The sequence below is a fragment of the Pseudanabaena cinerea FACHB-1277 genome, assembly GCF_014696345.1.
Taxonomy (GTDB): Bacteria; Cyanobacteriota; Cyanobacteriia; order Pseudanabaenales; family Pseudanabaenaceae; genus Pseudanabaena; species Pseudanabaena cinerea.
Genome location: NZ_JACJPY010000066.1, coordinates 1 through 26,094 on the forward strand (window position 1 = coordinate 1; position 26,094 = coordinate 26,094).

At 44.9% G+C, this 26,094-nt stretch carries 25 protein-coding genes; 9 read left to right on the forward strand and 16 right to left on the reverse strand.

The features are described 5' to 3' along the window. Window positions 1–166: 166 nt before the first annotated feature. Complete coding sequence (locus H6F44_RS16790) at window positions 167–2,098, reverse strand: DUF3685 domain-containing protein (RefSeq protein ID WP_190352184.1); 1,932 nt, start codon at window positions 2,096–2,098, stop codon at window positions 167–169. A 114-nt stretch (window positions 2,099–2,212) separates the two neighbouring features. Between H6F44_RS16790 and H6F44_RS16795 the strand changes: the two genes are divergently transcribed. After that, entirely contained in the window at window positions 2,213–3,946 is a 1,734-nt protein-coding gene (locus H6F44_RS16795) for an Hsp70 family protein (protein WP_242016621.1), read from the forward strand. Between the two features lie 102 nt (window positions 3,947–4,048). Here the strand turns inward: H6F44_RS16795 and H6F44_RS16800 are convergent, their stop codons facing one another. Then, on the reverse strand, window positions 4,049–4,930 hold the full coding sequence (locus H6F44_RS16800; RefSeq protein ID WP_190352185.1) for a Uma2 family endonuclease: 882 nt from the start codon (window positions 4,928–4,930) through the stop codon (window positions 4,049–4,051). A gap of 225 nt (window positions 4,931–5,155) precedes the next feature. Here H6F44_RS16800 and H6F44_RS16805 point away from each other — a divergent pair, with 225 nt between their 5' ends. Continuing rightward, window positions 5,156–5,815: a type I restriction endonuclease gene (locus H6F44_RS16805; RefSeq protein ID WP_190352186.1), complete on the forward strand. Its 660-nt coding sequence runs from the start codon at window positions 5,156–5,158 to the stop codon at window positions 5,813–5,815. A 5-nt stretch (window positions 5,816–5,820) separates the two neighbouring features. Here H6F44_RS16805 and H6F44_RS16810 read toward each other — a convergent pair whose 3' ends face one another. The 11 genes from H6F44_RS16810 to H6F44_RS16860 all read right to left on the reverse strand — a co-directional run bounded on the left by H6F44_RS16810 (window position 5,821) and on the right by H6F44_RS16860 (window position 16,972). Continuing rightward, entirely contained in the window at window positions 5,821–7,299 is a 1,479-nt protein-coding gene (locus H6F44_RS16810; protein ID WP_190352187.1) for an ammonium transporter, read from the reverse strand. Between the two features lie 408 nt (window positions 7,300–7,707). Beyond that, complete coding sequence (locus tag H6F44_RS16815) at window positions 7,708–9,036, reverse strand: serine/threonine protein kinase (RefSeq protein WP_190352188.1); 1,329 nt, start codon at window positions 9,034–9,036, stop codon at window positions 7,708–7,710. A gap of 171 nt (window positions 9,037–9,207) precedes the next feature. Then, window positions 9,208–10,320, reverse strand: a complete 1,113-nt coding sequence (locus H6F44_RS16820; protein ID WP_190352189.1) for a BLUF domain-containing protein — start codon at window positions 10,318–10,320, stop codon at window positions 9,208–9,210. 141 nt (window positions 10,321–10,461) lie between these two features. Further along, on the reverse strand, window positions 10,462–11,835 hold the full coding sequence (locus tag H6F44_RS16825; protein ID WP_190352190.1) for a helix-hairpin-helix domain-containing protein: 1,374 nt from the start codon (window positions 11,833–11,835) through the stop codon (window positions 10,462–10,464). A 141-nt stretch (window positions 11,836–11,976) separates the two neighbouring features. Continuing rightward, window positions 11,977–12,327, reverse strand: a complete 351-nt coding sequence (locus H6F44_RS16830) for an STAS domain-containing protein (protein ID WP_190352191.1) — start codon at window positions 12,325–12,327, stop codon at window positions 11,977–11,979. Continuing rightward, the gene (locus H6F44_RS16835) at window positions 12,324–12,767 is read right to left on the reverse strand and encodes an ATP-binding protein (protein WP_190352192.1); all 444 of its coding nucleotides are present in this window, start codon (window positions 12,765–12,767) and stop codon (window positions 12,324–12,326) included. Before H6F44_RS16835 ends, H6F44_RS16830 begins: the two co-directional genes overlap by 4 nt. Before the next feature lie 101 nt (window positions 12,768–12,868). Continuing rightward, window positions 12,869–13,702, reverse strand: coding sequence for an ABC transporter permease (locus tag H6F44_RS16840; RefSeq protein ID WP_190352193.1), 834 nt, complete (start codon window positions 13,700–13,702; stop codon window positions 12,869–12,871). Then, window positions 13,695–14,606 (reverse strand): ABC transporter permease, encoded by a 912-nt coding sequence (locus H6F44_RS16845; protein ID WP_190352194.1) that lies wholly within the window; start codon window positions 14,604–14,606, stop codon window positions 13,695–13,697. Before H6F44_RS16845 ends, H6F44_RS16840 begins: the two co-directional genes overlap by 8 nt. A gap of 19 nt (window positions 14,607–14,625) precedes the next feature. Next, a complete protein-coding gene (locus H6F44_RS16850; RefSeq protein WP_206754470.1) occupies window positions 14,626–15,357 on the reverse strand; it encodes a hypothetical protein in 732 nt (243 codons plus the stop codon). A gap of 267 nt (window positions 15,358–15,624) precedes the next feature. Next, window positions 15,625–16,146: a phycobiliprotein lyase gene (locus H6F44_RS16855; protein WP_190352196.1), complete on the reverse strand. Its 522-nt coding sequence runs from the start codon at window positions 16,144–16,146 to the stop codon at window positions 15,625–15,627. 76 nt (window positions 16,147–16,222) lie between these two features. Next, window positions 16,223–16,972, reverse strand: a complete 750-nt coding sequence (locus H6F44_RS16860; protein WP_190352197.1) for a phycobilisome rod-core linker polypeptide — start codon at window positions 16,970–16,972, stop codon at window positions 16,223–16,225. 143 nt (window positions 16,973–17,115) lie between these two features. Here H6F44_RS16860 and H6F44_RS16865 point away from each other — a divergent pair, with 143 nt between their 5' ends. Then, window positions 17,116–18,039 (forward strand): alpha/beta fold hydrolase, encoded by a 924-nt coding sequence (locus tag H6F44_RS16865; RefSeq protein WP_190352198.1) that lies wholly within the window; start codon window positions 17,116–17,118, stop codon window positions 18,037–18,039. Window positions 18,040–18,259: 220 nt separating this feature from the next. Here H6F44_RS16865 and H6F44_RS16870 read toward each other — a convergent pair whose 3' ends face one another. Continuing rightward, window positions 18,260–18,493, reverse strand: a complete 234-nt coding sequence (locus H6F44_RS16870) for a hypothetical protein (RefSeq protein ID WP_190352199.1) — start codon at window positions 18,491–18,493, stop codon at window positions 18,260–18,262. A 217-nt stretch (window positions 18,494–18,710) separates the two neighbouring features. Here H6F44_RS16870 and H6F44_RS16875 point away from each other — a divergent pair, with 217 nt between their 5' ends. Next, a complete protein-coding gene (locus H6F44_RS16875; protein ID WP_407681875.1) occupies window positions 18,711–20,567 on the forward strand; it encodes an AAA family ATPase in 1,857 nt (618 codons plus the stop codon). Window positions 20,568–20,676: 109 nt separating this feature from the next. Next, complete coding sequence (locus H6F44_RS16880) at window positions 20,677–22,698, forward strand: bifunctional serine/threonine-protein kinase/formylglycine-generating enzyme family protein (protein WP_190352200.1); 2,022 nt, start codon at window positions 20,677–20,679, stop codon at window positions 22,696–22,698. 257 nt (window positions 22,699–22,955) lie between these two features. Here H6F44_RS16880 and H6F44_RS16885 read toward each other — a convergent pair whose 3' ends face one another. Beyond that, complete coding sequence (locus tag H6F44_RS16885) at window positions 22,956–23,528, reverse strand: transposase (protein WP_190352201.1); 573 nt, start codon at window positions 23,526–23,528, stop codon at window positions 22,956–22,958. Between the two features lie 186 nt (window positions 23,529–23,714). Between H6F44_RS16885 and H6F44_RS16890 the strand changes: the two genes are divergently transcribed. The 4 genes from H6F44_RS16890 to H6F44_RS16905 all read left to right on the forward strand — a co-directional run bounded on the left by H6F44_RS16890 (window position 23,715) and on the right by H6F44_RS16905 (window position 25,551). Continuing rightward, entirely contained in the window at window positions 23,715–24,137 is a 423-nt protein-coding gene (locus H6F44_RS16890) for a putative toxin-antitoxin system toxin component, PIN family (protein ID WP_190352202.1), read from the forward strand. A gap of 5 nt (window positions 24,138–24,142) precedes the next feature. Continuing rightward, window positions 24,143–24,370, forward strand: a complete 228-nt coding sequence (locus H6F44_RS16895) for a toxin-antitoxin system HicB family antitoxin (RefSeq protein WP_190352203.1) — start codon at window positions 24,143–24,145, stop codon at window positions 24,368–24,370. 3 nt (window positions 24,371–24,373) lie between these two features. After that, window positions 24,374–24,871: a DUF3782 domain-containing protein gene (locus tag H6F44_RS16900; RefSeq protein WP_190352204.1), complete on the forward strand. Its 498-nt coding sequence runs from the start codon at window positions 24,374–24,376 to the stop codon at window positions 24,869–24,871. 224 nt (window positions 24,872–25,095) lie between these two features. Further along, window positions 25,096–25,551: a DUF29 domain-containing protein gene (locus H6F44_RS16905; RefSeq protein WP_190352205.1), complete on the forward strand. Its 456-nt coding sequence runs from the start codon at window positions 25,096–25,098 to the stop codon at window positions 25,549–25,551. A gap of 17 nt (window positions 25,552–25,568) precedes the next feature. On the opposite strand, the gene H6F44_RS16910 is transcribed toward H6F44_RS16905, so the two are convergent. Further along, window positions 25,569–26,094 (reverse strand): hypothetical protein (locus H6F44_RS16910; protein ID WP_190352206.1); only part of this gene is annotated, 526 nt, incomplete at its 5' end.

The following is a 26,094-nucleotide window of genomic DNA, read 5'->3' on the forward strand; positions in this document are numbered from 1 at the left end:
GGTTTTTCGTGCTTTCCCTACTTTTCCTTGCATTTTACCAGTTTTAGATCTCCTTGGATACCATTGCTTGTATGGTTTTCTTGTTTTTTCAGCAAGCCCTATGTAAAATTCCACAAATATTATTAGCAATTATTAGTGGCGCGAAGCGCCACTAATAATTGCTTGATCAAGTTTTGCGGCGATCTTGCCATGCGTTGCCGATGCCCTGCACTACACCGCGCCCGATTAGCCCGATCCCGCGCCCGATCACATTGGTGAGGATATAGACAAAGCCATTGCCGATGAGGGTAATTGCTGATTTTAGTCTGGGGGCGATCGCGTCTTGCAATTCTAGGGCAAGGGTGACGGCAAACTGCACACCCTCTAGGGTTTGTAACTCTTGATTGCGCGGCGCATAGATACTGACCTGCTTAATCCCGACTTCGGTAAATGTGTAGAGAGTATAGCGACTTTCAAAAATTAATTGCGGATCGGTCACATAGCGAGCAACGCGATATTTCCACGATAGGTCATTGCGAAATCGTTCCACTTCACGAGTACCTAAGAGGTTGTAGCGATAGAACTGCTGTTTGATTTTTTCCACATCGGCAAAATGATTGAGTAAAGGCTGAATCACGCCATTAGCCACTTGAATGAGCAGATGATCTAAGATGAGTTCGCTTCTTTGCATTGCCTCTACCGTTCCTATGGCGGCTAAAGCATTATTAACATTCAAGTCAGTTTCAAACAGCAAATGGGAAATTAAATCTAGAAATTGGGGAATCTTATCGAGAAATTCCGATTTAACAATCGCTTCATCCTTAAGTAGAACTTCAACGACATTCACTTCTTGGGCGGCTCTTTGACCTTCTCGCCTAGACACAACAAAAGACACAACAAAATACTTACCAAAAAAATCAATTACCGCCGATCGCCAAATATCTCTAAGAATTTCTGGGAGATTAGATTCTATTTGCCCAAGGGGAACCTGCGACAACCGCAATTCTGTAATCACCTGCTCAGTTTGCCGCAGAATCATGTATAGCAATTCTCGCTTCTTATCGTCTTTGAGAATATCGATTTCTAATGGAACTTTGCTGAGGTTGGTGGTAATGGCTTGCAGTTTGCTAATGGTGCGATCCCACAAACTGGCTTGGACAGCGAGGGCATTGGTATTTTGCTTAGTGAGACTGACGACAGGGGTAGGATCGAGGCGATCGCTGGGCAATTGCTCATTAAATTGCTCATTAAATTGATCATTAGATTGCGGAAATTGTGATGCTGCTGCGGAGTCTGGATCTGTATTCCCTGAAAGCATTTCAGGCTGCCAGATTTGCGCCATCAGCCACTTGGCAGCGCGTAATTCACGGGCTTGACCTGCCAGTATGATTTGCTGAAGATTGTGGCTAAAGCTTTGACCAGTTTCCCCTTGGCTAGTGCGAATTGCTTCAAGGGCATTCATATTCGCAAGGTTAGTTTGGACTTCTGATAGAACCTTGTCAATGCGCTGCAAACCCGACTCATAGAAATTACGTTTCATGATCGCCATCACGCTCAATGCTTGATTTGATGCTTGATTTGATGCTTGATTTGATGCTTGATTTGATGCTTGATTTGATGGTCGATTAATAGATTGATCGAAGGCGCTTGCTAGGGTGCGATCGCTGCCATAGCGATCGCCTAAATACCGCTTACCCCCTGCAACTTGTCTGATTGCTGTCACCAATATGTCGGCGGTCGTTCCTTTGAGACAGTAACCTTCGATACCCAATTGCAAGGCATTGGCTACTAGCTGCGGCGATGTGGGCGCACTCAATAAAAAAATTGGTAATTGCGGATAATTTATTTTGATTTGCTGACAAATATCAATGCCTGTCAAGCGTCCTGTCTCTGGGATGCGATCGCCGATCGCCACATCACCACAGGGCAGATCTAAATTCAAGTCTAAAATTACTAAATCGGCGGTAAGTTCACCATCTAAAAATGCCGCCACTGCCTGACAATCATCAATTTCAGACACCACTTCTAAATCTGGAATCTGTGCCAAATATGACAACATACCGATCCGAAAAATGCGATCGCTATCGATCAGCAGCAATCTGTAAACTCGGTCACTCATTTAGATCTAGTTGGGTGATTTAGGCGGCGATTTTGAACAATATAGCTTAAGAAAGCGCATTAAAATACCATAAGTTAAGATCCTCAACTTTTTTTGCAAATTTGCAAGTTGTCTTTGCTGACTCAGCAGAAATCGCGGATCTGGGTATTCTCAAATTTACGCAACTGGCATTCTTTAGCTTGTAGAGAAAAAATGATGAAGGCGATCGCCATTGATTTTGGTAGCAGCAATACGGTTATAGCCCATTGGAACGTCGCCACAAATCAGCCAGAAACTGTCAAATTTGCCGATCTAAATCGTCCTGCCCCCTTAGATAGTCTCGTTCCCTCCTTGGTATATGTGCAGGATGCCGCCGCAGGGATCATCGAAATTGGTCAGCCCGTAATTGATCGCGGCAAAGATCGCCCACAGCCGAGATTTTTTAACCAGATCAAGCGCCGCCTCATGGCAAACATTATGTATGCGCCGCGTATTGATGGCGTGAAAATCTCCCCTGAGTGGGTGGGGCAGCAATTTTTGCGTCAACTTTTGCGAAATTTGCGATCGCAACAAATTTTCCCATCTGAAATAATTTTGACCGTGCCTGTAGATGCCTATGAAAAATATTTACGTTGGTTAGAGGGTTGCAGCAATGAAGTTTTTAGTTTAGATCTGCCCAATGTTGCCGATCCGAAGGTGCGGATTTTGGATGAGCCAACGGCGGCAGCGCTAGGCTATGGCGCGATCGCCCCCCATGACCTAGTTTTGGTGATTGATCTCGGTGGCGGCACGTTAGATTTATCTTTAGTGCGCCTGCCCCAGCATCACGATGTTACGCAATGGGGGGAGCAGTTGGGCGCGAGCCAAGACCCACAGGGAGAATATCGGGCGGTGGCGATCGCTAAAAGTGGCTACAGCATTGGCGGCGAAGATATCGATCAATGGCTCATGGAGGATTGTTGGGCAAATTATTTTGATGCCTCGCTTGCTGCTAGAGAGCAGAACAATTCTCAAGATAATTCTCAAAATCCGATTCTCAAATTATTAATGGAACGAATTAAGATCAAACTCTCTGATGCAGAAACAGCATCGGCAGTATTTTTTGATCCTGTCACCCAATCAGCAATTGAGATCAATTATACCCGTTCGCAATTGGAAGCAATTTTAGAACGGAAGGGCTTCTATCGGATTCTCAAAATCGCCATTAATGAGTTATCGAGTTTAGCTTTTAATAAAGGCATTCTCAAGGGTGATATTAAACATATTCTCTTAGTGGGCGGTTGTTCGATGATCCCATCGGTGCAGGCGCTAATTGCTGACCAATTTAAGATGGCACAAATCCACAGTCATAAACCCTTTGAGGCGATCGCCCACGGCGCATTGATGCTCAGCCAAGGTTTGCAGGTGCAAGACTATCTCTGCCATGCCTATGCCATTCGCTATTGGGATCGCCATGCCGAACAGTGGAAATATCAAACCATTTTCCGTCGTGGGCAGGTCTATCCTACCCGCCGCCCCTTTGAGCTAATTCTGAGAGCCTCGCAACCCAATCAAACAGAAATCACCCTCACGATTGGTGAGCTTAGCGCCCGTCCCCATAGTATGGCGGAGATTTCCTTTGATGGCGATCGCCTTGTGATGGAATTTGATCGTGCAGTAAGCGAAACTTTTCAGCCCTTAAAAACCGATGACAATGGGCAGGTGATCACTCAGGCGATCGCCAAGCTTGATCCTCTCGGTCAACCTGACTGCGATCGGCTCAAAGTATTGTTTGACATCAGCGAGAAGCGCGAATTAATCATTACCGTAGTTGATCTGCTAACGAAAAGCTATCTGCTCAAAAATTATCCCGTAGCCAAGCTGATTTAAATCCGTTAGGACTTACGCAAAAGTAGGGGCAATTCATGAATTGCCCCTACGTCACAATCACGGTTTTCTGAAGTTGCTTAATGCTCGCCTAGATGTCACCAATCAAATTGCATCGGGATCAACGCCGATCGCCCTTAAATAATCGGCTAATTTTTCCTTTCGTTGACGCTCTTGAATAGCGATCGCCTCAGCCTGTTGTTGGGCTAAAGTTGCTTGATCGGCGATTAATTTCTGTTGTTCAGCGATTAATTTCTGTTGCTCAGCGATCGTCTCAGCATTCAATCGCGCTTGTTTTTCCGCGATCGCCCGTTCATCGCCTGTCAACAATAAGTTCCCTGACTCATCCCACCAGCGCAACCAAGATACATCATTCTCTAAGAGCAGCCCAAGTTCTACACCCATCGGCGCGATCGTATAATGTCCGCGTTGATTAGGTTGCATCTTGGCATAGCGACCATCCAGCAAATGATAAGCCTCAAGATTGCCCCTAAATCCATCAAAAATCACATAAAAGGGAATCCGAATCGCCTGTTCGTAAACCCAGAATTTTCCTGCCTTTTCCGTTTCACTAGGCGGTGTTGCATCCCTTTCTTCAGCTCCATTTCCAGACACAAACTCAATCGCAATCAATGGCGCAATAAATTCTTTCCACAACACATAGGATCGGCGATATTCGCCATCAAGAAGCGGCGATACATTCGGCACATAAAACCAGTCGGGGGCTTCGGCTCCCTTTTCGGGTGGTTCCATGAGTCGCCAGTAAATGCCGCTATCTTGACCGATGCAATAATGTCCATCGGGATGCAGTTTTTGGAGAATGGGTTTTATGGAGCTTGTTAAAACAATACTTTGTGGATGTTCCTGAAAATTTTTCACAAAGGTTCCGTCTGAGTCTGGTAATTGCTTATGATCGGGAAGAGTAAGGGTTGCAGGGTGGACTGATGGGGAAACAGTGGCTTTAATCGGTGCTTCGGTGATTTGCATAGTAACTCCCTAGAGATATGCTGCGTTGGATTTTAGCATGAATTTTTCATCAATAATTTCTTGTCAATACTATTAGTGACTACTAATGATTAATGGATTAGGTGATTGCTTTTTTGTGGATAGTTTGGCGATCATGTTTTTTATAAGATAAGCGGTTGGGCGATCGCGTTAGCAATTTTGTTTTTGCTCTAATATTAAGATTATGACTTCTACCTACAATTCATCATGATTCAGGCGATCGCCGCAAAAGATGTAACGCTAAGAGAATTTAAACAAAACTTGGGGATTCAGATATCTCAAGATCCTGCCTTTTTTCCTGAATGGTTAGAAAGTTTTACATCCTTAAGTGAAGAGGAGCATCGATTATTAGATCGGGTGAAAGCTAATTTTCTAGAATTGATGGAAGATCCACCAATTCTAGAAAATACAGTAAAAATGGTAGTGCTTGCACCATTGTTAGATCTCGCTGGCTTTTATCACAAGCCATTTCGGATTGAGACAGAAACAGCTATAGCATTAGAAATGAAAGATGAAGAAACAATAATTCGAGGGCGGATCGATGTATTGGTGATCAACAACCAGCTTTGGTTATTAGTCATTGAATCAAAACGAAGTGATTTTGCAGTAACAAGAGCGATTCCCCAAGCTTTAGCTTATATGCTGAGTAATTCGGAAACCTTGCACTCAACATTTGGCATGATTACCAATGGGAATGAATTTTTGTTTTTGAAAACTTCACACAATGAGTATGCCAATTCACGGTTATTTTCTTTGGTAAACCCTAATAATGAGCTTTACGAAGTATTACAAATACTAAAACATCTAGGCTCGAAAATATGTATGGTTGTCTCGCTGAATCAGGAATCTCAGTCACTTCAGTGCTGAGATTGTCAATCATCCTCCTGATCTTCATCATCAAACTGCAAATCATCGATCGCATAGACATCTGGCCAAGCTGATGCACCATGCTCATAGACATCAATACCTATGCGATCGGCTTCGGCATTCACCCTTAGCAGCCCTAGCATATTTAGCACCCCAAACATGATGAAGGAAAAGATTACTGAAAAAATTATAATAGCGGCTTCTCCACCCATCTGCACACCCAATAGGTCAAAGCCACCGCCCATAAATAGCCCTGCTTTCTTATTGATCGACAAAGCAGGATCGGCAAATAAACCAACAGCAATGATTCCCATCATGCCGCAGGCTCCATGCACAGAAAATGCGCCAACGGGGTCATCAATTTCAAACCATTCGATGATATCTACCACAATTAGCACCAATACTCCAGCGACTAAACCAATCACAGCCGCCGCCCAAGGCATAATATAGGCGCAGCCGCCAGTCACTGCGACTAAGCCCGCTAAGGAGCCATTTAGTCCGCAAAATAAGTGCCATTGACGGAAACGAAAATAGATATATAGCATGGCTGCTAGTGAGCCTGTCGCGGCAGCAATCGATGTATTTACCACAACTAAGCCCACTAACCCTGTATTTTGGATCGATAGGGCTGAGCCTGCATTAAACCCATACCAACCAAACCAGAGGATCATTGTGCCGATGGTGGCATAGCCCAAATTGTGGGCGGGGGGCATCTGTCCCCAAATACGGTTAGGGCGCGGACCAAGAATATATGCCCCCACTAGGGAAGTCCACCCACCCACAGAGTGGACAACGGCGCTACCAGCAAAATCATGGAAATTCAATTTATGTAGCCATCCGCCTTCGTTCCAGACCCAATGCACCACGATCGGATACATGACGGCCCCCATGATAAAGGCATAGATTAAATCACCTTTAAACTCGGTGCGTTCAGCCATCGCGCCTGTGGTGATGGTGCTGGCGGTGGCAGAGAAGGCAAACTGAAAGAAGAACAGCGTAAAGGTATTCAATGGGCTACTAGATCCACCTGCCCCTGTCGCATATTGAATTGCGCCATTGCTGATGGTCATGGCATTGTTGAGGAAGAAGCCGTCAGTCCCCCAAAAGCCATTACTAGTTGTGCCGAAGGCGATCGCAAATCCTGTGAGCCACCAAGCTAGCAAGGTAATGGAGGCATCGATAAAGTTTTCGGCTAATGTATTGACCACGCCTGTTTGCCTGACTAGCCCTGCCTCTAGCATCGCAAAGCCACATTGCATAAAAAATACTAGAAACCCTGTAATGAATACCCAAGTTGTATCAATGGATAGACGTAAGTTATTAGTGGTTTGGGTGATAGTCTCTAGGGTAGGCTCTACGGGTGGCGCAGTTTGGGCGATCGCAGGTGTGACTAAGGCGAGAATGGCGGCAGCGATCGCGATCGCTGCAAATCGGACTAAGTGACTTTTCCGTCGCTTGTGATGATGAAGGGTTTTAATGGTCATGCCTATGTACTCCGCTACTAGAACCAGTTGCTTTAATAGTCTGTAAGGGGTGCGATGTAAAATAATGGGTGTTGCATATATTCATAGTGAAACGGTTGCGAAATAAAAAATTATATGAATATGTGCAACGCCCTCAATTAAATTGCAATCTCCTAATGAACTATAGTTTCTTGTAAGCTAATCTGTATTCGGCAAAAGTGTTTATTAACACACAGTAATTATGGCTAAGGCAAAGAAGTTTGAACTTCTAAGCAAATATCTGTGATCACTGTCACCCCAAATGAACTAGATGATCGCAGCTACCCAGTGACGGCTATCACCACAGGAAATTTAATTGAATTAGATAATTAATTCACTAGCGACGTATCTACATAAATTTCTCCCGCAAGAATGCCTCCTGCGGGTTTTTTATTGGCTTCTAGCACGATCTTGAGCGTTAAGGCTGGCATAGGCACAGTAAGCATCAGCAGCATAGCGGCGATGGGCAGCAAGCTTCGCCTCACAACTGGCAAGGTCAGCAAACTTTTCTGCATAGACTTGTTGATATTGGCGATCGCCGAGGTTGGGATAGTCGGGAATCCAAAATGCACCTGCATTGCTATAGCCTTGGTTGCGTAACTTATCTACCCGTAACTTGGCGTTGTTGATATCCTCAAAGGCGGAGTCTGCTAAAAAGTAAAAGGGGGCTTTTTGTGAGGATTGGGGAATTAGCCTTTGCCATATTGAGACTAGGCTGCCGTTTCTATAGACAAATACACTTAGGGCGATCGCCACTCCGAGCATTCCGCCCACCAAACTCGTGAACAATAGTGGCTTCAGAGCTAGAGGTTTGCGTGGGGGAATGGCAAGTTGAGGTATAGCGGCGATCGTGGGAATTTGTGAAGCCTGAGAATGTGAAGCCTGAGAAAATGTCCCAACTTGGAGCGCGGCTAACATTTCCCTTGCCGAACCATAGCGATCGCGCGGGTCAAATTGCAGTGCCTTCGCAAATATCTCCTTCAATTCGGCACTTATCCTTTGACCATTTTCTAAATGTGGTTGCCAATGTAACTCCCCCGTTGTTTGATTAGTGCCGATCTGCTGTGGATATTTTCCCGTGAGCGCAAAAATTGCGGTAATCGCCAAACTATATAGGTCGCTGGCAAAAAATGGTCGCCCTGCCGCCTGTTCTGATGCCATAAACCCTGGTGTACCAATCACAATCGATCTCACCGTATGAGCAATATTAGAAATTGCGCTGACATTTAAGGTTTCTTTGACCGCGCCAAAGTCGATGAGTACAGGTTCACCATTCCGCAAAATGATATTGTCGGGCTTAATGTCGCGATGAATAATGCCGCGATCATGGACATAAATCAGAGTATGCAGCACGCCGATCATCATTGCCCTTACGGCTGACTCTTGCCATATCCCCTGACCCATGACACTTTCGGCAAGGGTCAGCCCCTCGATCCATTCCTGCACCAGATAAAAAAGCCCGTTTTCGGTAAAGCTAGCATAGAGCTTAGGGATATAACGGCTTTCTTCGCCGAGATGCTCTAAGACTGCTGCCTCCCTTTGAAATCGCTGTTGCAAGAGCGTATACATTTGAGGATTATCGGCAACAGGTTTTAGTTGCTTGATCACGCATTGGCGTTTAGAGGGCATTTTGGTGTCCTCTGCCAAGTAGGTATCACCAAAGCCGCCACTGCCTAAGGTTTTGATGACAAGATAGCGATTGTCTAACAGATGGGACATTGCGGGGTACTGATTCACCTACGGCGATCATACAGCGCAACGCGCTCAAACCAAAACCCAGCAAAAGGTTGAAAGCATTACAAAGCAACGCCTTCAGCTTTTTTCTTGGCTAGTGAGCTCAGCACCTGCTTTCAGGAATTTATCTGAATTACCCAAAATATTTGGAGATAGTCAAGATTGACTGGAGAGCAAAGCGTTGTAATGGGTTGTGAGAATTAATTCTGACTGATTACCAATTATTTCTAAATGCTGTTGGATCTCCTGTTTCAATTTCCGAAAGTCTGATCTAGGGAAAGTTAACACATCATCCAACGAATATACTTCCACAATTTCCTCCTTGCCCTTAGCATGAAAGTCGCCAAGCCGCACAGGTCGCCAGCGATCGCTTAATCCTTCGCGCACCGATGCCGAAAAAACCAAAAAGCGATTTAACTGTCTGGTCATCCCTTCGATTCTAGATGCCACATTTACTGCATCACCGATGACCGTATATTCTTTCTTGGTTTTGGAGCCAATATTCCCTTCCAAAACCTTACCCTTAGACAAGCCAATGCCAATATACAAAACCTTTACAGGACTATCTTTCGGTGCTTGATGGCGCAAGGTTTCTAATTCCGCCAGAATATCAAGGCTTGCCTGCATCGCTTCATCGGCGTGATCGCCATCAAAATATGCCATTACACAGTCGCCAATGAACTTAGTGACTTCGCCCCCCCTAGCAGCAATCGCCTCAGTACAAATCGTAAAAAATTGATTGAGTAGATCCACCACCTCCGAAACCTGCATTTTTTCAGTAATATTCGTGAAGCTGACAATATCCGCAAAGAAAATAATTTTTTCGGTATAGCAAGGCTCAAGAGTACGTGGATCGATGCCACTTTCGATCGCCTGCAAAATTTTGGACTGGGTATAGCTTGCCAAAATTGTCTGCGACTCTCCCAAGGTCTGCAACAAAATCTTGATGGGTTGCAAGAGAATATCTGTATTTTCATCTAAGACAATTACTTCCATTGACCAATCAGGGAAGCACCGATGCTCAACCTGAAATTCTGACTTTAAGCAGAGAATTTGATCATGGCGATCGTCTCTTAAGATTTTTGTGTAGAGATGATCGATCTGCTCATCATCTCCTTCTAAAATTTGGAAAAATATACCTGCACAACAGAGTAGTACGCCAGTAATTCCCTCTCTGGAATTGTTTGTTTGGGAAATTTTACCGATATCCTCTATCTCTCGCTTTGATAGCGATCGCGATAATTTACTAATATAAGATAGCCTTTTCATGCTGCCCCAGTCTGTGGTAGTTCTATTAATTTGGGTTATGCCCCGTCCTATTTGTGCCTTTAATTGGCATCACTCTACCTACTCCAATATTACTTGTATCTTAAATTTTGTCCTAACAGTAATCAGCAATAAGTCGCAACTTTATAAGCTGTTAGTCACTAACCCATCATAGGTGGCTTTAAACCCCGCTTGTTGCAATGCCTTTACGGTCGTGGCTTCATCCTGTACCCAAAACTGATTGCCAAAACGGATTAACTTGGGCATATATTCGATCACCGCAATCACAGGAATCTTATTAGAAATTTCAGGTTCATTTTTGCCATACATAGAATTACCTTGATGCGAATTAACATTGTTAGGATTAGGATTTAAAACCGTTTTAAGTTGTTGTAAAACTTGGCGATCGCTTGCCTGTTCACGGGTAAGCTCCACCCTGACCATCCGCACTGACTCAATGGTTTGCATATCTTCCACAATCAATTGCGTTTGTTCATCCCGCCGATCAATCTTGCCCCATACCATTACCCGTCGATCCTTTTCCAAGAGGTGTTTCACCTTATCAAAACTCTTCGGAAAAACCACTGCCTCGGCACTGCCCGTAAGATCCTCAAGCTGCAAAATTGCCATGGGATCGCCCTTCTTTGTAATCACCTGCTTAATATCTAGGATCAAGGCGATCGCTGTGACAATCTTAGTTTCATGGGAATCAGGGATGTCACAAAGATTGATCGGAGCCATTAACCTTGCCGATTGACTGACCACACTGAGCGGATGATCGGAAATATAAAAACCCAGTAATTCTTTTTCGAGCCTTAGCTTTTCTTGGGAAGAAAAATCCGCGACCCTCTGGGTTGTCGGCGCTAGATCAAAGGATTGCTTACTCGTATTTCCCCCCAACATATCAAAGAGATTGCCCTGCCCCGATGCTTGATCCTTAGCACGGCGGGAAGCCCAGTCCATCGTGACATCAAGATCGTTCATCAACTGACGGCGATTTGGCTCTAACAGATCCAATGCCCCTGTTTGAATCAGTGCTTCCAGCGCCTTTTTATTTAGCGATCGCCCATCCAGACGACTGCACAAATCCGCCAATGACTTAAATGCTCCCCCCTCACGCCGCCCCTGCAAAATCGCCGCGATCGGCCCTGCCCCCAAATTTTTAATCGCCGCTAAACCAAATAGAATTTGCTTACCACGGGGTGTAAAGTCTTCCCCAGAGCTATTCACATCGGGCGGCAGTACCTCAATCCCCATACTACGGCAGTTGGCAATATAACGCTGTACCTTATCTTGATCGCCGCTAACCGATGACAGCAGCGCTGCCATATATTCCACGGGATAGTTTGCCTTCAGATAGGCAGTCTGATAGGTGACATAGCCATAGGCAACACTATGGGACTTGTTAAAACAGTTGGAGGCAATATAGCCTTTGTCTAATAAAAAATTATGATCACCCTCTAGCCCAATGTCATAGACTTTTTGCTGACCCAATGATTTTTTTGAGATAATCTTCATTTTATATAGCTATGACTAAATTTCACAATAAAAACATTGAAAGCGTTGCTTTGCAACGCTTTCAATGTTTTTATTGGTTCTGATTTGCTGATAAAACGTTGCGAAATTACGGAATTGAAATTAAATAAAAGCAAAAGGAGTTTAAGGTTCAAAGCCATCCAATTCAGGCACTTCGGCAACAAGATGTACACCCTGTATATATAAAGAGCGCCCATACTTGCCAACATTTTCTAAACGCAATTTGCCACCTTGCTTCTTGGCTTGGACTGCCATGTCGATCGCCGCACCAACTCCTCTACTGACGATTTTAGTTACTCCCTCAAAGTCTAGGACAATGGCGGCTAACTTACGATCAATAAATGGCTGCACCGCTTGTCTAAAGTAGGGGACTGTTGTTACGCTCAAAGCACCATTCAGCTTGAGAATAACTTGATCGCCATCAACTTGCTCAACGATCTTTAGTTCATCTTGTAAAAACGAGGAATGGGTCATGGTTGGAGAATGGGTTTGGGGATAGACAAAAACTTACTCATACGGACTGTAGTACCTTGACTTGTCGATTCGATTTCGACTTTATCGACCAAAGCTTTGATCATATGTATTCCAAATCCACCATTTTTGACACCCATTTCGGATATCAGATCAAAATCTGGCGGAGGCACACTATCAACGTCAAAACCTGATCCACGATCATGTACTTCTACAACTAGACTAGTATTTGCTGCAAATACTACGACCTCCACGTCAAGATCAGAGGTGCTATACAAAACTGCGTTGACCAAAGCTTCTGTGAGAGCTTGTACGATGTCTTGTGCAGCACTAGGACTAAACCCCATTTTTGTAGCGAGTACTTCGACTGCTGCGATGGGAATGTCCTCGATTCCCTCGACGGGTGGAATAGAGATTCGCAGCTTTAAAGGCTTCTCACTCATGGGGAGTCATTCTTTAGCTTTTATTAGCTTTGCCAAATGTAATATACCACAGTGTTCAAGCAATCACTCGACAATGCATTAATTTTTGCAAACATTTAACTTTAATGCTTGCCCCAACCTCTGACGGCTTCAGCGATTGCTGCCATTGAGCCAGAGGCAATGATCAATAAAACGCTAAGGGCATTGAGTTCGGGGGTGACACCACCACTGCGAAGAGAGGAAAAAATGGCGATCGGTAATGTGGTCGCGCCCACGCCTGCGGTAAAATAAGCAATTACAAAGTCATCCATGCTGAGGATAAATGCCAGTAAGCACCCTGAGACGATTCCAGGTAATAACTGTGGCAATAACACCCTAGTGAATGCCTGTATGGGGGTTGCGCCAAGATCAAGGGCTGCTTCTTCGAGTTTGGGATCAATGTTGCTAAGGCGGCTGGATACAACCACGGTCACATAGGCAAGACAAAACACAATATGAGCAATTACAATTGTGGCAAGGCTGAGAGGTAATTTAATAGCGGCAAAAAACACGAGGGTGGCGACGGCGATCGCAATGTCAGGCATGATGAGGGGCAGATAGGTAGTGCCTCTATACAAACTTTTGCCAGGGAAATAATAGCGGGCAAGCCCAACGGCGGTAATCGTGCCAAGTACTGCCGAAATGCTGACGGACACCAAAGCCACGCTTATACTGTTTGTGAGGGCAGCTAAGAGGGTCGGGTTTTGTAAAAATTTGCTGTACCATTCCCAAGTGAAGCCCGTCCATTGTGATGGCGATGGCGATTTATTAAAGCTGAAAATGGTCAGCACTGCGATCGGCAGATACATATATAAGAATGCTACCAAGCTGTACCAAGTCTGCCAGCGCTTGAGAGTACGCGGTTGTGCAGAAGATTTTTGAATAAAATTCTCGGATTTTTTAGCCGCATTAGCCATCGGTTACTACTCGCTTGTCGCCATATTTAATTAGCAGGGCGATCACAATTGTGACAGCCAAAATTAAGACCATGCTCAGGGCAGAGCCGAAGCCACGATTGCTACTTGCCCCTAAAAACTGTAACTCAATGATCGATGCGATCGTGCGGCTACCAGGTCCGCCAAGCAGTTGGGGGTTGATGTAGTCGCTAAAACTAGTAATCGATACGAGGGCAGTTCCCGCAATGATACCTGAAGATACTTGCGGCACTGTAATTTGCCAAAATGCTTGGCGAGAATTGGCTCCTAGATCGGCGGCGGCTTCTAAAAGGCGTAAATCTAATTTTTCGAGGGAGGTGTATAGCACCAGTACCATGTAGGGGAGATAGGTGTAGATCATGCCGATGATTACGCCTTCGGCTTTATTGAGGACATTAATGCCCGATAGTCCGATGAGGTTTAAAAAACTATTCAAAACGCCCGTTGGTCGCAGGATCGTAATCCATGCGTAGGAGCGCAGTAATGATGAAGTCCAGAGGGGTAATACAAATAGTAATAAAAGCATATTGCGCCATTCCTTTGGGGCAATGATGGCAAGCCAGTAGGCAACGGGAAAGCCGATGATGAGGCAAAAGCCTGTGGCGATCGCCGCATAGAGTAGCGATCGCCAGACAACTACCAAATAAATAAAATTGCCACCAACATACTTAAATACCTGTTGATAGTTATCCAGACCAAACTCAGTTTTGCCAAAGGGGACAAAACTCTGCACCAAGATTAGTAGGGTGGGGACGAGCAAGAAAGCAACTAGCCAAAAGCCAGTGGGGAAGAGCAAGACCAATGGCTCCAACCACTTAGGTACATTTGTCGATCGCTGACTAGCATCAGCATTAGGCTCTAAATCGTGAGGATTACTTACGGTCATGGTTGTTACTGTTGATCCCTTAGAAGTATAAAACCCTTGAGTCTAGTCCTTGCGATCGGAGGTAGCGAGATACCGATTCCGCCGCGTCACGACTTGCATAAGCCCCTGCATGAATGTAAGTGCCACGTCCAGAATTAGTGAAAAATGCACTCGGAACAAACTGACGCACCCGTGACAGCAAGAATTGATTGTTGATACTGGCAGGAACTGCGGCTATATATCGAAAATCAACGCTTTGGCTAGCTTGAGGGAGCAATGCATTGTTAGTTGGCGCTTGAACAGCGCTAGGAAAAGCATTAGGAAAAGCGCTAGGAAAGGGGTTGACGCTATAGTTGGCAGTAGCTATTGCTGAGGGAGGTGAAATAAAATTAGTCTGAGGTACGATGAGATTTGATGGGGCTTGAGTAACTTCAGTGATTGGCTGAATATTGTAATTGTCTGTTCTAAAAGTTTTTTGGGCTGTAAGTCCTGCTTGCTGTAGAGAAATAGCAAGACTGTCGGCGCTTATTTCTGAATTGAAGATACCCGCTTGGACAGATGGTTGATTGTTAATAGTGGTTGCAAAGGCATTGGGCGATATGGTGCGGACTCTTTGCAATGTGGCAGCATCATTGCCTGATACAAAAACCACAAATCGCGCCGATGCTGATGAGGCGATCGCCAGTGAGCTAACAGTGACTATTCCGAAAGCGGCAAATTTATTGATCCAGTTCACAGCCATGCATCCCCACACGATGAATGTAGTAATCATCAGATTTTAGCGCAATTAGCTCAACTCATGATCAATTCATGTTAAGGATTACTAGGTTGAGCTTCTAAACTCGCGTTAGTATGAGTGCTATAAGCACCGATATAGTTTGGAGTATTTTGCTATGGAAAAAATTAAAGCTGTTATAAATATTGCTATTTTTGTGGCTTTGGCAGGCTTTATTGGATTAGAGGTTTGGCACTTAGCTAGGCATTTTCTACATTTTTAGTAGTATTTTTAGTAGTATTTTTGATGTTTCTGGTGGTGCTTCTATCTTTGAGGTTGGGGCGTACTAATGCGAATTTCAGAATAAAACTTAGAGGATTGTACTAGGCGATCGCCTGATACATTACTTTTGATCAAGGTGGCGACCCGAAATCTTAAATTAGGATTGCCATACCAAATTCTTTCTTCGATCGCTCCATCAGCGATCGCGGTTGTAATAGTCAAAGATTCATCAGCCGCAAATTCGTAAGAACTCTTGCTAGTACTACTGAGGATCAGCCCACTACAATTATTTGCTGTGGGGATTGCAACTAACACTGTACTGCCCTTGGGTTTACGACTGCTCAAAACATCTTCTTCCCACACCAATTGCATTGACGATATGGCGACTTGTGGCTCAAAATTATATTTTTGGCATAGATTCACCACCTCAGAAGCGTCTGGGCTTAGCTCAGTAATGATGATTTCGGCGCGAGCATCACCACCATTTCCCTGTCCAGATTGATGATTGCTACGCTGCGATCGCCACCGCCCGACAAATAGTTGCAGAAATTGATGAATGTCCATGGTCTAGAAATAAAGGTCAGATAGTTACAAAAGAGACGGCGCATTGCGCCGTCTCTTTTGCATTATAGAGGGTTTATTAACGGCGAGGTACTAGACGCTCATAGTCGATGTTTTGAGCAGATACGGGAGCTTGGGTAAATGCGGGAGCATTGATGCGCCGAGCCATATTGAGGAACAAGGCTGGATCGCCAGTTTTTGGCTGTCTGTCGGTGACAACGTAGCTGCGGATCGTATTTTGCCAAATGAGCTGAGGGAAGCCCAACTGTGCGCGATGGTATGCATCGTAGCGAGGAGACTTGATGTTGAAAGGTACTTCACCAAGCACTCGGCTAGGTAGGCTACGGCGGCGTTGGTAAGGCAAAATATCATCACCAAAGGCTTCTAAATATTCGTCACTGTTGAGCAACGCATCGACAAAGCCCTCAATTCCCTTCGTAGCGACAACGATTGACCAAGCAATCTTTTCACGTTCGCTGTAAACATCACGACCGAGAACACGTTGTACGGTTTGCTCGACAAAGCGATAATTGCTGTTTTTTTCGTAAAAACTGCTTTTATAGGTCTTGGAGAGAATTAAGCCGCGTACAAATTGGCGCACAGAAATATTGCCAGAGCGCAGTTGCGATTCTAGAAAGATTTCGCGATCGCTGGCGAAGGCATGGAAGAAAATTTGTCTATAGGCAGCCGCGATTAGCTCATCTAATTCACTGCTAGACAATAAGTTTGCAGTGCTGTAGATGCGAGGGGTGTCATCATTACCAATGGTAAAACCCTCAACCCGCGAATTTTGCGAGGCTGGTGCATAGTTTAATAAAGGGAGTGCCACGTTTAAATCTCCAAAAGTCTAAAAAAAGTATCGAAAAGTTATCGAAAAATTATAAAAATAATTACGAGAGGCTAATCTCTAGTCAATGATAGGATAGGCGAAATTAGCTAGTTCTAATTGCTTCACATAAGTTTACCTTTCCTATGGTTGCCAATACAGATTATTGCAGATTTGCTGATCGTTTCTGGGTATGGCGTGGATATCAGATCGGATATTGCGTAGATGGCTGTCCGTCCACGCAATATTCAGGTGCAGCGCACAGTAAACCCGCCGTCTTGCTCATTCATGGCTTTGGTGCTTCGGTGGGGCATTGGCGCAAAAATATTCCTGTCTTAGCACAGATGGGACGGGTTTATGCCATTGATTTGGTCGGTTTTGGCTCTTCAGCGCAACCGCATCCGAGCGAGCTACCCTATACCTTTGAGACTTGGGGACAACAAGTGGCTGACTTTGTGCGGGAGGTGATTGGCGATCGCGTTGTCCTTGTGGGCAATTCTATTGGGGCAGTGGTGGCAATGCAGGCGGCGATCTATGCCCCTGAGCTAGTGACGCAGACTATACTGATCAACTGCTCTTTGCGGCTATTGCAGGAGCAGAATCAATTAGATTTACCTTGGTGGCGGCGACTGGGCGTGAAGACGGTGCAGAATATTTTGGGTGTGCGGGCGATCGCCAAATTATTTTTCGATCAGGTGCGTAAGCCCAGTTCTGTACGGCAGATTTTGGCGCAAGCTTATGTTCACAAGGAAGCAATCACCGATGAGCTGGTGGAGATATTAACCCGCCCCGCCAATAACCCTAATGCTGTTGATGTATTTATGGCTTTTGTGCGCTATTCCCAAGGACCAAGACCCGAAGACTTGTTGGCTATTCTGCCCTGTGAGGCGATCGTGCTGTGGGGCGATCGCGATCCTTGGGAGCCGATTGAGCTAGGGCGGCAATCCTTTACTAAATTTAGGAGTGTGAAGCAGTTCATTGATATTGCTAATGCAGGGCATTGTCCGCAGGATGAAGTGCCTGAAATTGTTAATAAAATTTTGCTGGATCTGCTCGATCGCTATTCTTGAGTTCCCATACAACTTACTTCCTTACCAGTGAAAAATTAGACACTGCGGCGCTTCGCGCCGCAATGCTAATTCTTAGTTTTATATATCTATTTCTTGGGTGGGCAGGGAGTATCAAGGCTTGGAGAAGTACAGAGAAAATCTTGAAAACGTCGTTCCGTCATACTTTTACGATTTTCTCTGGATTTTAAGTTAGCGCAAAGTACTCTACGCGCTCGCAAATTTAGGTTAATTTAGTTGCTAATTTGCGAGTAAGTAAAATTGCATCATGCCATAACGCTTCGGGGCTAATGCCAAATGCGACTTTGGCAACAATTAGGACGATCGCGACTATTGCCAAGGGTACAATTAGCGCTTTTACTAGTTTTTCTAATGTGTAAAATATTGCCATTGAGACAACCAATGCTGCCACTAGCAACAGCCAGTCATTCAATCGGTCTACAGTGATAGTTTCCATATTTTTAGTTTGGTCTTGAATTTGGTGAAGTCAACTAAAGCCTCGCGTTCAAAAATATTACTGCGGCTTAGGTAAACGTAATGTGTTGTAGTCATCGGGAACATTAAAAAAATATGGAGTCATAATAATTGTGAATAATGATCAAGATAATTCTAAAGATGATGCTCAAAGCAACTTTAGAGATAGATTTAATTTTAAAGTGGAAGGCTTTGAGTCAATTGTGGATGAGGTGAAGCAGCTACTGAACTTCGATCAATTAATCGATTTGGCGCAAAAATTAGAGGAAAAGCAAAAATCGGGGGAGATTCATACAGAGGTAAATGTTTCTAGCCGTCCTTTGTCTAACATTCCCCGCCGAGGCAATATTCCCCGATCGCCGCGTAGTGTCTATGCGCGGGGTGGTAATGCCGAAGTAACTTCCCCTGATGTGGTTGCGCCGCCAAAAACTGCATCTGTGCCAAATCCAGTTAATTCATCTAGTGTAGAAGAACGGGCGATCGCTGACTTAGTGGGGGGCTTAGGCGACACTTTGGCACAATTGCGGGATTTAGTAGAAATCCCCCTCAAGCGTCCTGATATTTTAGCCAAGTTGGGGCTAGAACCGCCCCGTGGCGTTTTATTGGTGGGTCCTCCAGGGACTGGGAAAACCTTGACGGCGCGATCGTTGGCGGAAGTGATGGGGGTAAATTACATCGCGATCGTGGGGCCTGAAATCATCAGTAAATACTATGGCGAAGCGGAAACTCGATTGCGGCAGGTTTTTGAGAAGGCGGCAAAGGCGGCTCCCTGCTTAATTTTCATCGATGAGATTGATGCTCTCGTACCCAACCGTGCCAATGTGGAAGGAGAGGTGGAGAAACGTTTAGTGGCGCAATTATTAGGGCTAATGGATGGTTTTGCCAGCAATCAGCAAGGCGTAATCGTGCTGGCGGCAACCAATCGCCCCGATGCGATCGATCCTGCTCTGCGCCGCCCAGGACGCTTTGACCGTGAGATTATTTTTCCTATACCCGATCGCCAAGGCAGGCGGGAGATTTTAGCAATTCATACGCGAGCCATGCCCTTAGCGGCGGATGTGAATTTGGATGAGATTGCCGATCACGCCTATGGCTATGTGGGGGCTGACCTCAAAGGACTTTGCCAAGTGGCAGCAACCAAGGCGTTGCGCCGTCAGGTTGCCAATGTGAGTGATGTTCCCGAAAACCTTGATGTGAATGGGGAAGACTTTGATTTTGCCCTCAAACAGGTGCAACCTGCGGTACTGCGATCGCTGCAAATCCAAGCGCCAAAGGTGCAATGGTCGGAGATCGGCGGCTTGACCAAGGTTAAGCAAACCTTACAAGAGGCTGTGGGCGGCGCTTTGATCGATCCTGCCCTCTATGCCTATACCCGCGCTAAGGCGGCTAGGGGCGTACTGCTCTATGGTCCCCCTGGTACGGGCAAAACCCTACTGGCTAAGGCGATCGCCACCCAAGCCCAAGCTAATTTCATTGCTGTCGCAGGTTCAGAGCTATTAACAAAATGGGTGGGCGCATCTGAACAGGCAATCCATCAGCTATTTGCCCAAGCAAGACAGGCGGCTCCCTGCGTAATTTTTATTGATGAAATCGATACCCTTGCCCCCGCAAGAGGGAGCTATCAGGGGGATAGTGGGGTCAGCGATCGCGTGATTGGGCAGTTGCTCACGGAACTCGATGGCTTGCAATCGGCGGAAGGTTTACTGCTAGTTGGCGCAACCAATCGCCGCGAATTTATCGATCCAGCCTTGCTGCGATCGGGCAGAATTGAACTGCATCTATTAGTCGACCTGCCCGATATCGAGAGCCGCCGCGCCATTTTGGCAGTGCATAACCGCGATCGCCCCCTTGCCGATGATTTAAATTTGCATATTTGGGCAGAGCGTACCGAAGGCTGGAATGGGGCTGACCTAGCCTTTTTAAGCAATCGTGCCGCCATTTTTGCGATTCGCCGCCATCAAAGCGATACCCAAGATCCTAAAGCAATGGAAACTCTCAAAATTAATAACCAAGATTTTGAACAGGCTCTAGCAGAAATTGACGCACAGCGCAGTTAATCTAAGAACCTGTTTCAACGGGATTGAGCTATAAGCCATGAGATCAATCTGATGGCTTATAGATTGCCTGCTAAAATTTTAGGCAGTGAGAGGAGTTAGTTTAGCGATCATGAGTTATTGCATCAATCCCCTATGTCCGCAACCCGATCGCCACGATAACCAAGGCGCATATTGCCTCTCCTGCGGTACGGGACTGGTGCTAAATAGTCGCTATCGGGTACAGCGTGATCTCACGGGCAAAGAGGCTATTCAAGGCGGATTTGGACGGATCTACGAAATCCTTGAAGGCAGTCAACCGAAAATCCTTAAGGTATTGCAATATCGCTGGAATGATGATGCCAAGGCGGTAGAACTGTTTAAAAAAGAAGCGGATGTATTGCGGCAACTCAATAGCAGTGGCATCCCCAAAATTGACGGCTATTTTCAGCATCAAACTAAGGCGCGAATGCCTTTGCATTGCATCGTCATGGAAAAGATTGATGGCGATACCCTTGAGCAATGGCTGCACAAAAATCGCAACCAACCTATTAGCGACAAATTGGCGATCGCATGGCTTGAAGAAATCGTTAACATCCTTGCCCTAGTCCATAGCCAAAAATATTTCCATCGCGACCTCAAGCCCGCCAACATCATGCTGCGCCGTACTGGAGAATTGGTGCTAATTGACTTTGGCACAGCCAGAGAGATGACTGCTTCCTATTTGGCAAAGCTAAATCGCGGTGAGATTACGGGCATCATTTCCAAAGGCTTCACGCCATCGGAACAGATGCATGGGGAGGCAGTTACGCAATCGGATTTTTTTGCCTTGGGGCGCAGCTTTGCCCAGTTGCTGACGGGCAAACATCCCCTTGATATGTATTCTGGTGCTAGGGATGAGCTTGTTTGGCACAAATATACCCAAGACTGCACGCCCGAATTGCTGGATCTAGTCGATAAAATGATGGCAAAACTAGCGCAAGATCGCCATCAAAACACATCGGAACTGTTGCGTGATATTGCCAAAGTTCGCAAGATTGTTGAGAAGCAGAAAACTAAGGTAAGAGTCATTAAAGGAATGCGCCGCCGTGATGTGTTGTTGCTGTTGGGCGGCTCTAGTGCGTTGGCGGTAATTGCATGGGAAAATCGCCCAAAACCCAAGCCAGACATTCCTACACCTACAATACCTAGCCCACCACCACCAAATATTGAAACACCACGCCCTACACAAAATGAGCCAACACCCGAACCAACACCTAAACCCACTATCTCACTACAAACGCAAACCCTCAACAACATCATCACCGTAAATGCAAGCGGTCAGGAGATTAGCCGCACCAGCAGCACCATTCAATATTTCACCCAAAATCTGAGCTTACCCAATGGAGCCGTGCCGCTAGAAATGGCGCTGATATCTGCGGGAAGCTTTAGGATGGGAAGACCGAACAGCGAGAAAGGATTTGATGATGAAGTGCCACAGCATGAAGTGAAATTTCCCAAAGACTTTTATATGGGGCGCTATGCGGTCACACAGGCGCAATGGCTGGCGGTGATGGGCAGCTTTAGCAGTGCATTTAATAGCCTAGATGCGAAGTTGAAAGGCGATAATCGCCCGATGGTAAGTGTGAGTTGGCATGAGGCGAGGGAGTTTTGTAAGAGACTAACGGCGACTCTGCCAGCTAATCGTGGTATCTATCGCTTACCCACTGAAGCCGAATGGGAATATGCCTGTCGCGCTGGCACAACTACGCCCTTCCATTTTGGCGAAACGATTACGCCTAGTCTGGTCAACTATGACGGGAGTAACCCTTATGCGAATGCACCCAAGGGTGAATATCGGCTGCAAACCGTTGATGTGAATAATTTCTTTCCCAACGCATGGGGCTTGCATCAAATGCATGGCAATGTGTGGGAATGGTGTTTGGATGAATATGTTGATAGTTACAACCCAAAATCCAGCAATTCAAAAAACAATGGTAGCGAACCTTATGGCGACATTACTGTAAATGAAAATGATAATCGTTCTCGCTCACTACGCGGCGGTTGTTGGATCTTTGGTGCGATCTATTGTCGGTCTGCCTCTCGTGACAGGGTCAACGCGCGGAATCAGGGCAACAACGTTGGTTTTCGTGTCGTCTTCGCTTCTTCTTCGTGAGTACTACCAATTGTCAGAATTGATAGAAGGGATTTTATCGAGCGCACATTAGTGGCAGTACAGGCTGTATCCAGTGGTGCGGGTAACTGCATTCAAATATAAAACCGAGCCAGTTATTTTAGTAGGGCAACCGAAAGATTAGCTGGCTCCCACTACCAACTCAAGATCTCCACTACTATCCAAGATCCCCGACTTCTTCTTTGCTATCAAAGATAACTTGCAAAATCACCAAAGAAGTCGGGGATCTGAATCCCTCACTACTCATCCAACATTAAAGTCCTAATTTGCGGCGTTGAAGAGAGCGTATGATCTGTCAGGAAAGAATAATATGCATCTTCTGAAGATATCATCGCAAGAATTAATTCCATTGTTGGCAAGCTTCCATTCCTGATACCTGCATATTCACTAAAACTAGAAAATTCCCACTCTGAAGCGATTTTGGCTAAATCAGCCTTAACAGGATTAAGATGAATATAACGGACTAAATGAACCAAATAGTCATCAGAGTCAACTAATATAGCCTGAAATCTTCCCTGAAATAGAGAACCAACCCGATTAAAGCGCTTATTAATTCCTTTTGTATATGCAAGTGAGAGTAATTGCATTGCTTCTGACAAATTACCGCCATTGCACTGCACCAAAAAATGATAATGATTTGGCATTAGGCAATAAGCTAAAACTAAGATGTTATTAGCAATCAAATAGCGACGAACCAGTTTTAAAAAATGTAGATAATTTTCTCTCTCAAAGAATACTGTTTGGTAATTATTACCACGATTGTAAACATGGTAGTAACTCCCTTGGGCAAAATCTGTAGAACGGCGTGGCATAATTAGCAATTCATTGATAGAGACATAAGACTCCCTAACCTATTCTACTAGCACACACAGCCAAGATCTCCGACTTCTTCTGAAATATCACAAACACCTTGCAAATCCACAAAAGAAGTCGGGGATCTGAACCTGAACCACCGCTACCACTCGTCAAGATGACTGCATATATGCTATCATTTCAACATGAAACTGAGAATTGTCATTGATACCAGCGTTTTAATTAGCGCTTTACTTGGTTCCAATGGAGCCAGCCGAGAGCTAATTAGATGCTGTCTTGAAGGAAAATATCAACCACTAATGGGAAATACCCTGTTTTTGGAATATGAGTCAGTAGTTTTTCGCGAAGAGATCAGAACAAAATGTATTTTAACAGAAACAGAAATTCTCACTCTACTGGAATCCTTGATGCACGTCAGTCTCTGGATAGACGTATATTATTTATGGCGACCGAATTTGCGAGATGAATCAGACAATCACTTAATCGAACTAGCGATCGCAGGTAATGCTCAAATCATTGCCACAAAAAACGTCAATGACTTCCTAAACAGCGACTTAATCTTCCCCAATTTATCTATTCTCAAACCAGAACAAATCATTAAGAGTTAATAATCATGGCAACCTTAACCATTCGTCTACCCGATGATAAACACACAAGATTAAAGGAACTTGCCCAGTCAAGAGGAATTAGCATCAATAAACTTATGGAAGAATTATCCACAATTGTTCTAACCGAATTTGACACCTACACGAGATTTAAAGCGATGGCAGCGCGTGGCAATGTCGAAGCAGGTTTACGCTTGCTAGATAAACTAGACACAAACCATAGTTCTCCTGAATAACTCATGAGCCAACAACCCGTTACCATCGATGACATTTACGCACTTCTCCGCACCTCACAAGAAGAGTCGCGGATCTCGCATGAAGAATACGATCGCCAGTTTGCTACATCCAAAGCCGAAAGCGATCGCCGTATACAGGTTCTTGAAGGACGAATTGCCAAACTTGAAGAATATATTGTTGACAATTATAGCCCTAGCAGCTTTATCGATAAAAACGATACTTGGGATGTGTGGTTGGCAAACAACCATGAAATATTAGCTGTCATGTGCTTTCCTGAAATTTCCCCTGACGATATAGATGATTTTATCGAAAATCTCCAAAAGTTTAAATTAGCCTTTCCAGCTTATAAAAACTATCAAGCCTATGGTGCTGTCGCAGGAATTGAGATTAATGAAGGAGTAGATCGCTATGCTTATCAAAAAGGATTATTTGTGATCCGCCCTTCTGGTGACACCGTAGAAATTGTTAATGATCAAAAGTTTAAACCCAAAACTTGGTAAATAAAAAACTTGGTAAATATATGCAAAAACTTTAACGTACAAAGGGAGCATCTCAGCCTTGCGAATTGTCCGAACTGAATATGGAGAGGTGTCCTTTCCTGACACATGGCAATTTGATCGCGATATTGATGCGATGCTAAATACTGATTTTTGGAATTGATCTCGACACCTGTAATATGGACGATTGCTATAATCTCCCTAGTCGTTTTGCTGAGGAAATCATCATGACACAAGCGATCACCCGTAAATCCCTATACGAGTCTGACTTCCTGCTCTGGACTCAAGATACTATCGCCAAACTTAGGGCTAAAGATTTTGACCATGTGGACTTAGAAAACTTGATAGAGGAGATTGAGGCTTTGGGGAAGTCAGACAAAAAGGAGATTAGAAGTCGTTTAACAACCTTGTTGGCACACCTACTCAAACGCATCTATGTTGATATGCCAGATTGTTTCAATGGTTGGGAGAATACGATTATTGAACAAAGGACTGAGATTGAATATGCTTTAGTAGATTCTCCTAGCCTCAAGTCTCTATGGAATGCTACTTTTGACATCGCCTTCTCTAAGGCATTGTCTAACGTCAGGAAAGAGTATGGCAAAAAAGGCTATCAATTCCCTGACACATGGCAATTTGATCGTGATATTGATACGATGCTAAATACAGATTTTTGGAGTTGATTCTTGAACTGTCAATATCAACGCAAAAATCCGTATAGAAAGCGTCCTAGAAGGATACCAAATAGGTTTGCGCCTGCCAAAATCCAAAAGGAATGGATACCACTAAAGGAATTGCGTAAATCGCTACTAGTTTTATTCCAAGCGGTTGTCCATTTACGAATTAGTGATTTCAACAGATCATCACCCGATCGCCAAAGCATGACGGCTCCGCAAATTAGGGCAATGGTATAGACAACAGCTAACCAATTGGCAACTTCATAGAGCATTGTCCCCACTACGATCGCCGCGCTCGTCAACCAAGCAAGGGTGAGAAAGGTTGCCCACTGCAATGCCCAATGACCAGCGATCGCTAGTCCCCAAGCAAAAGCCAAAATCCACAGCCCCAGTACCAGAAATCTAGGTACAACTAGCGCCGCAAATAAGGCACTGATGCCAGTATAGATAGGGCTTGCTGAAAAAGTAATTAGGAGGCAGGAAGAATGCAAGTAGAAAAAGGAGACCACAGGACAGGCAAGACAGGAAATCGCCGAAATCGGGAAGAGA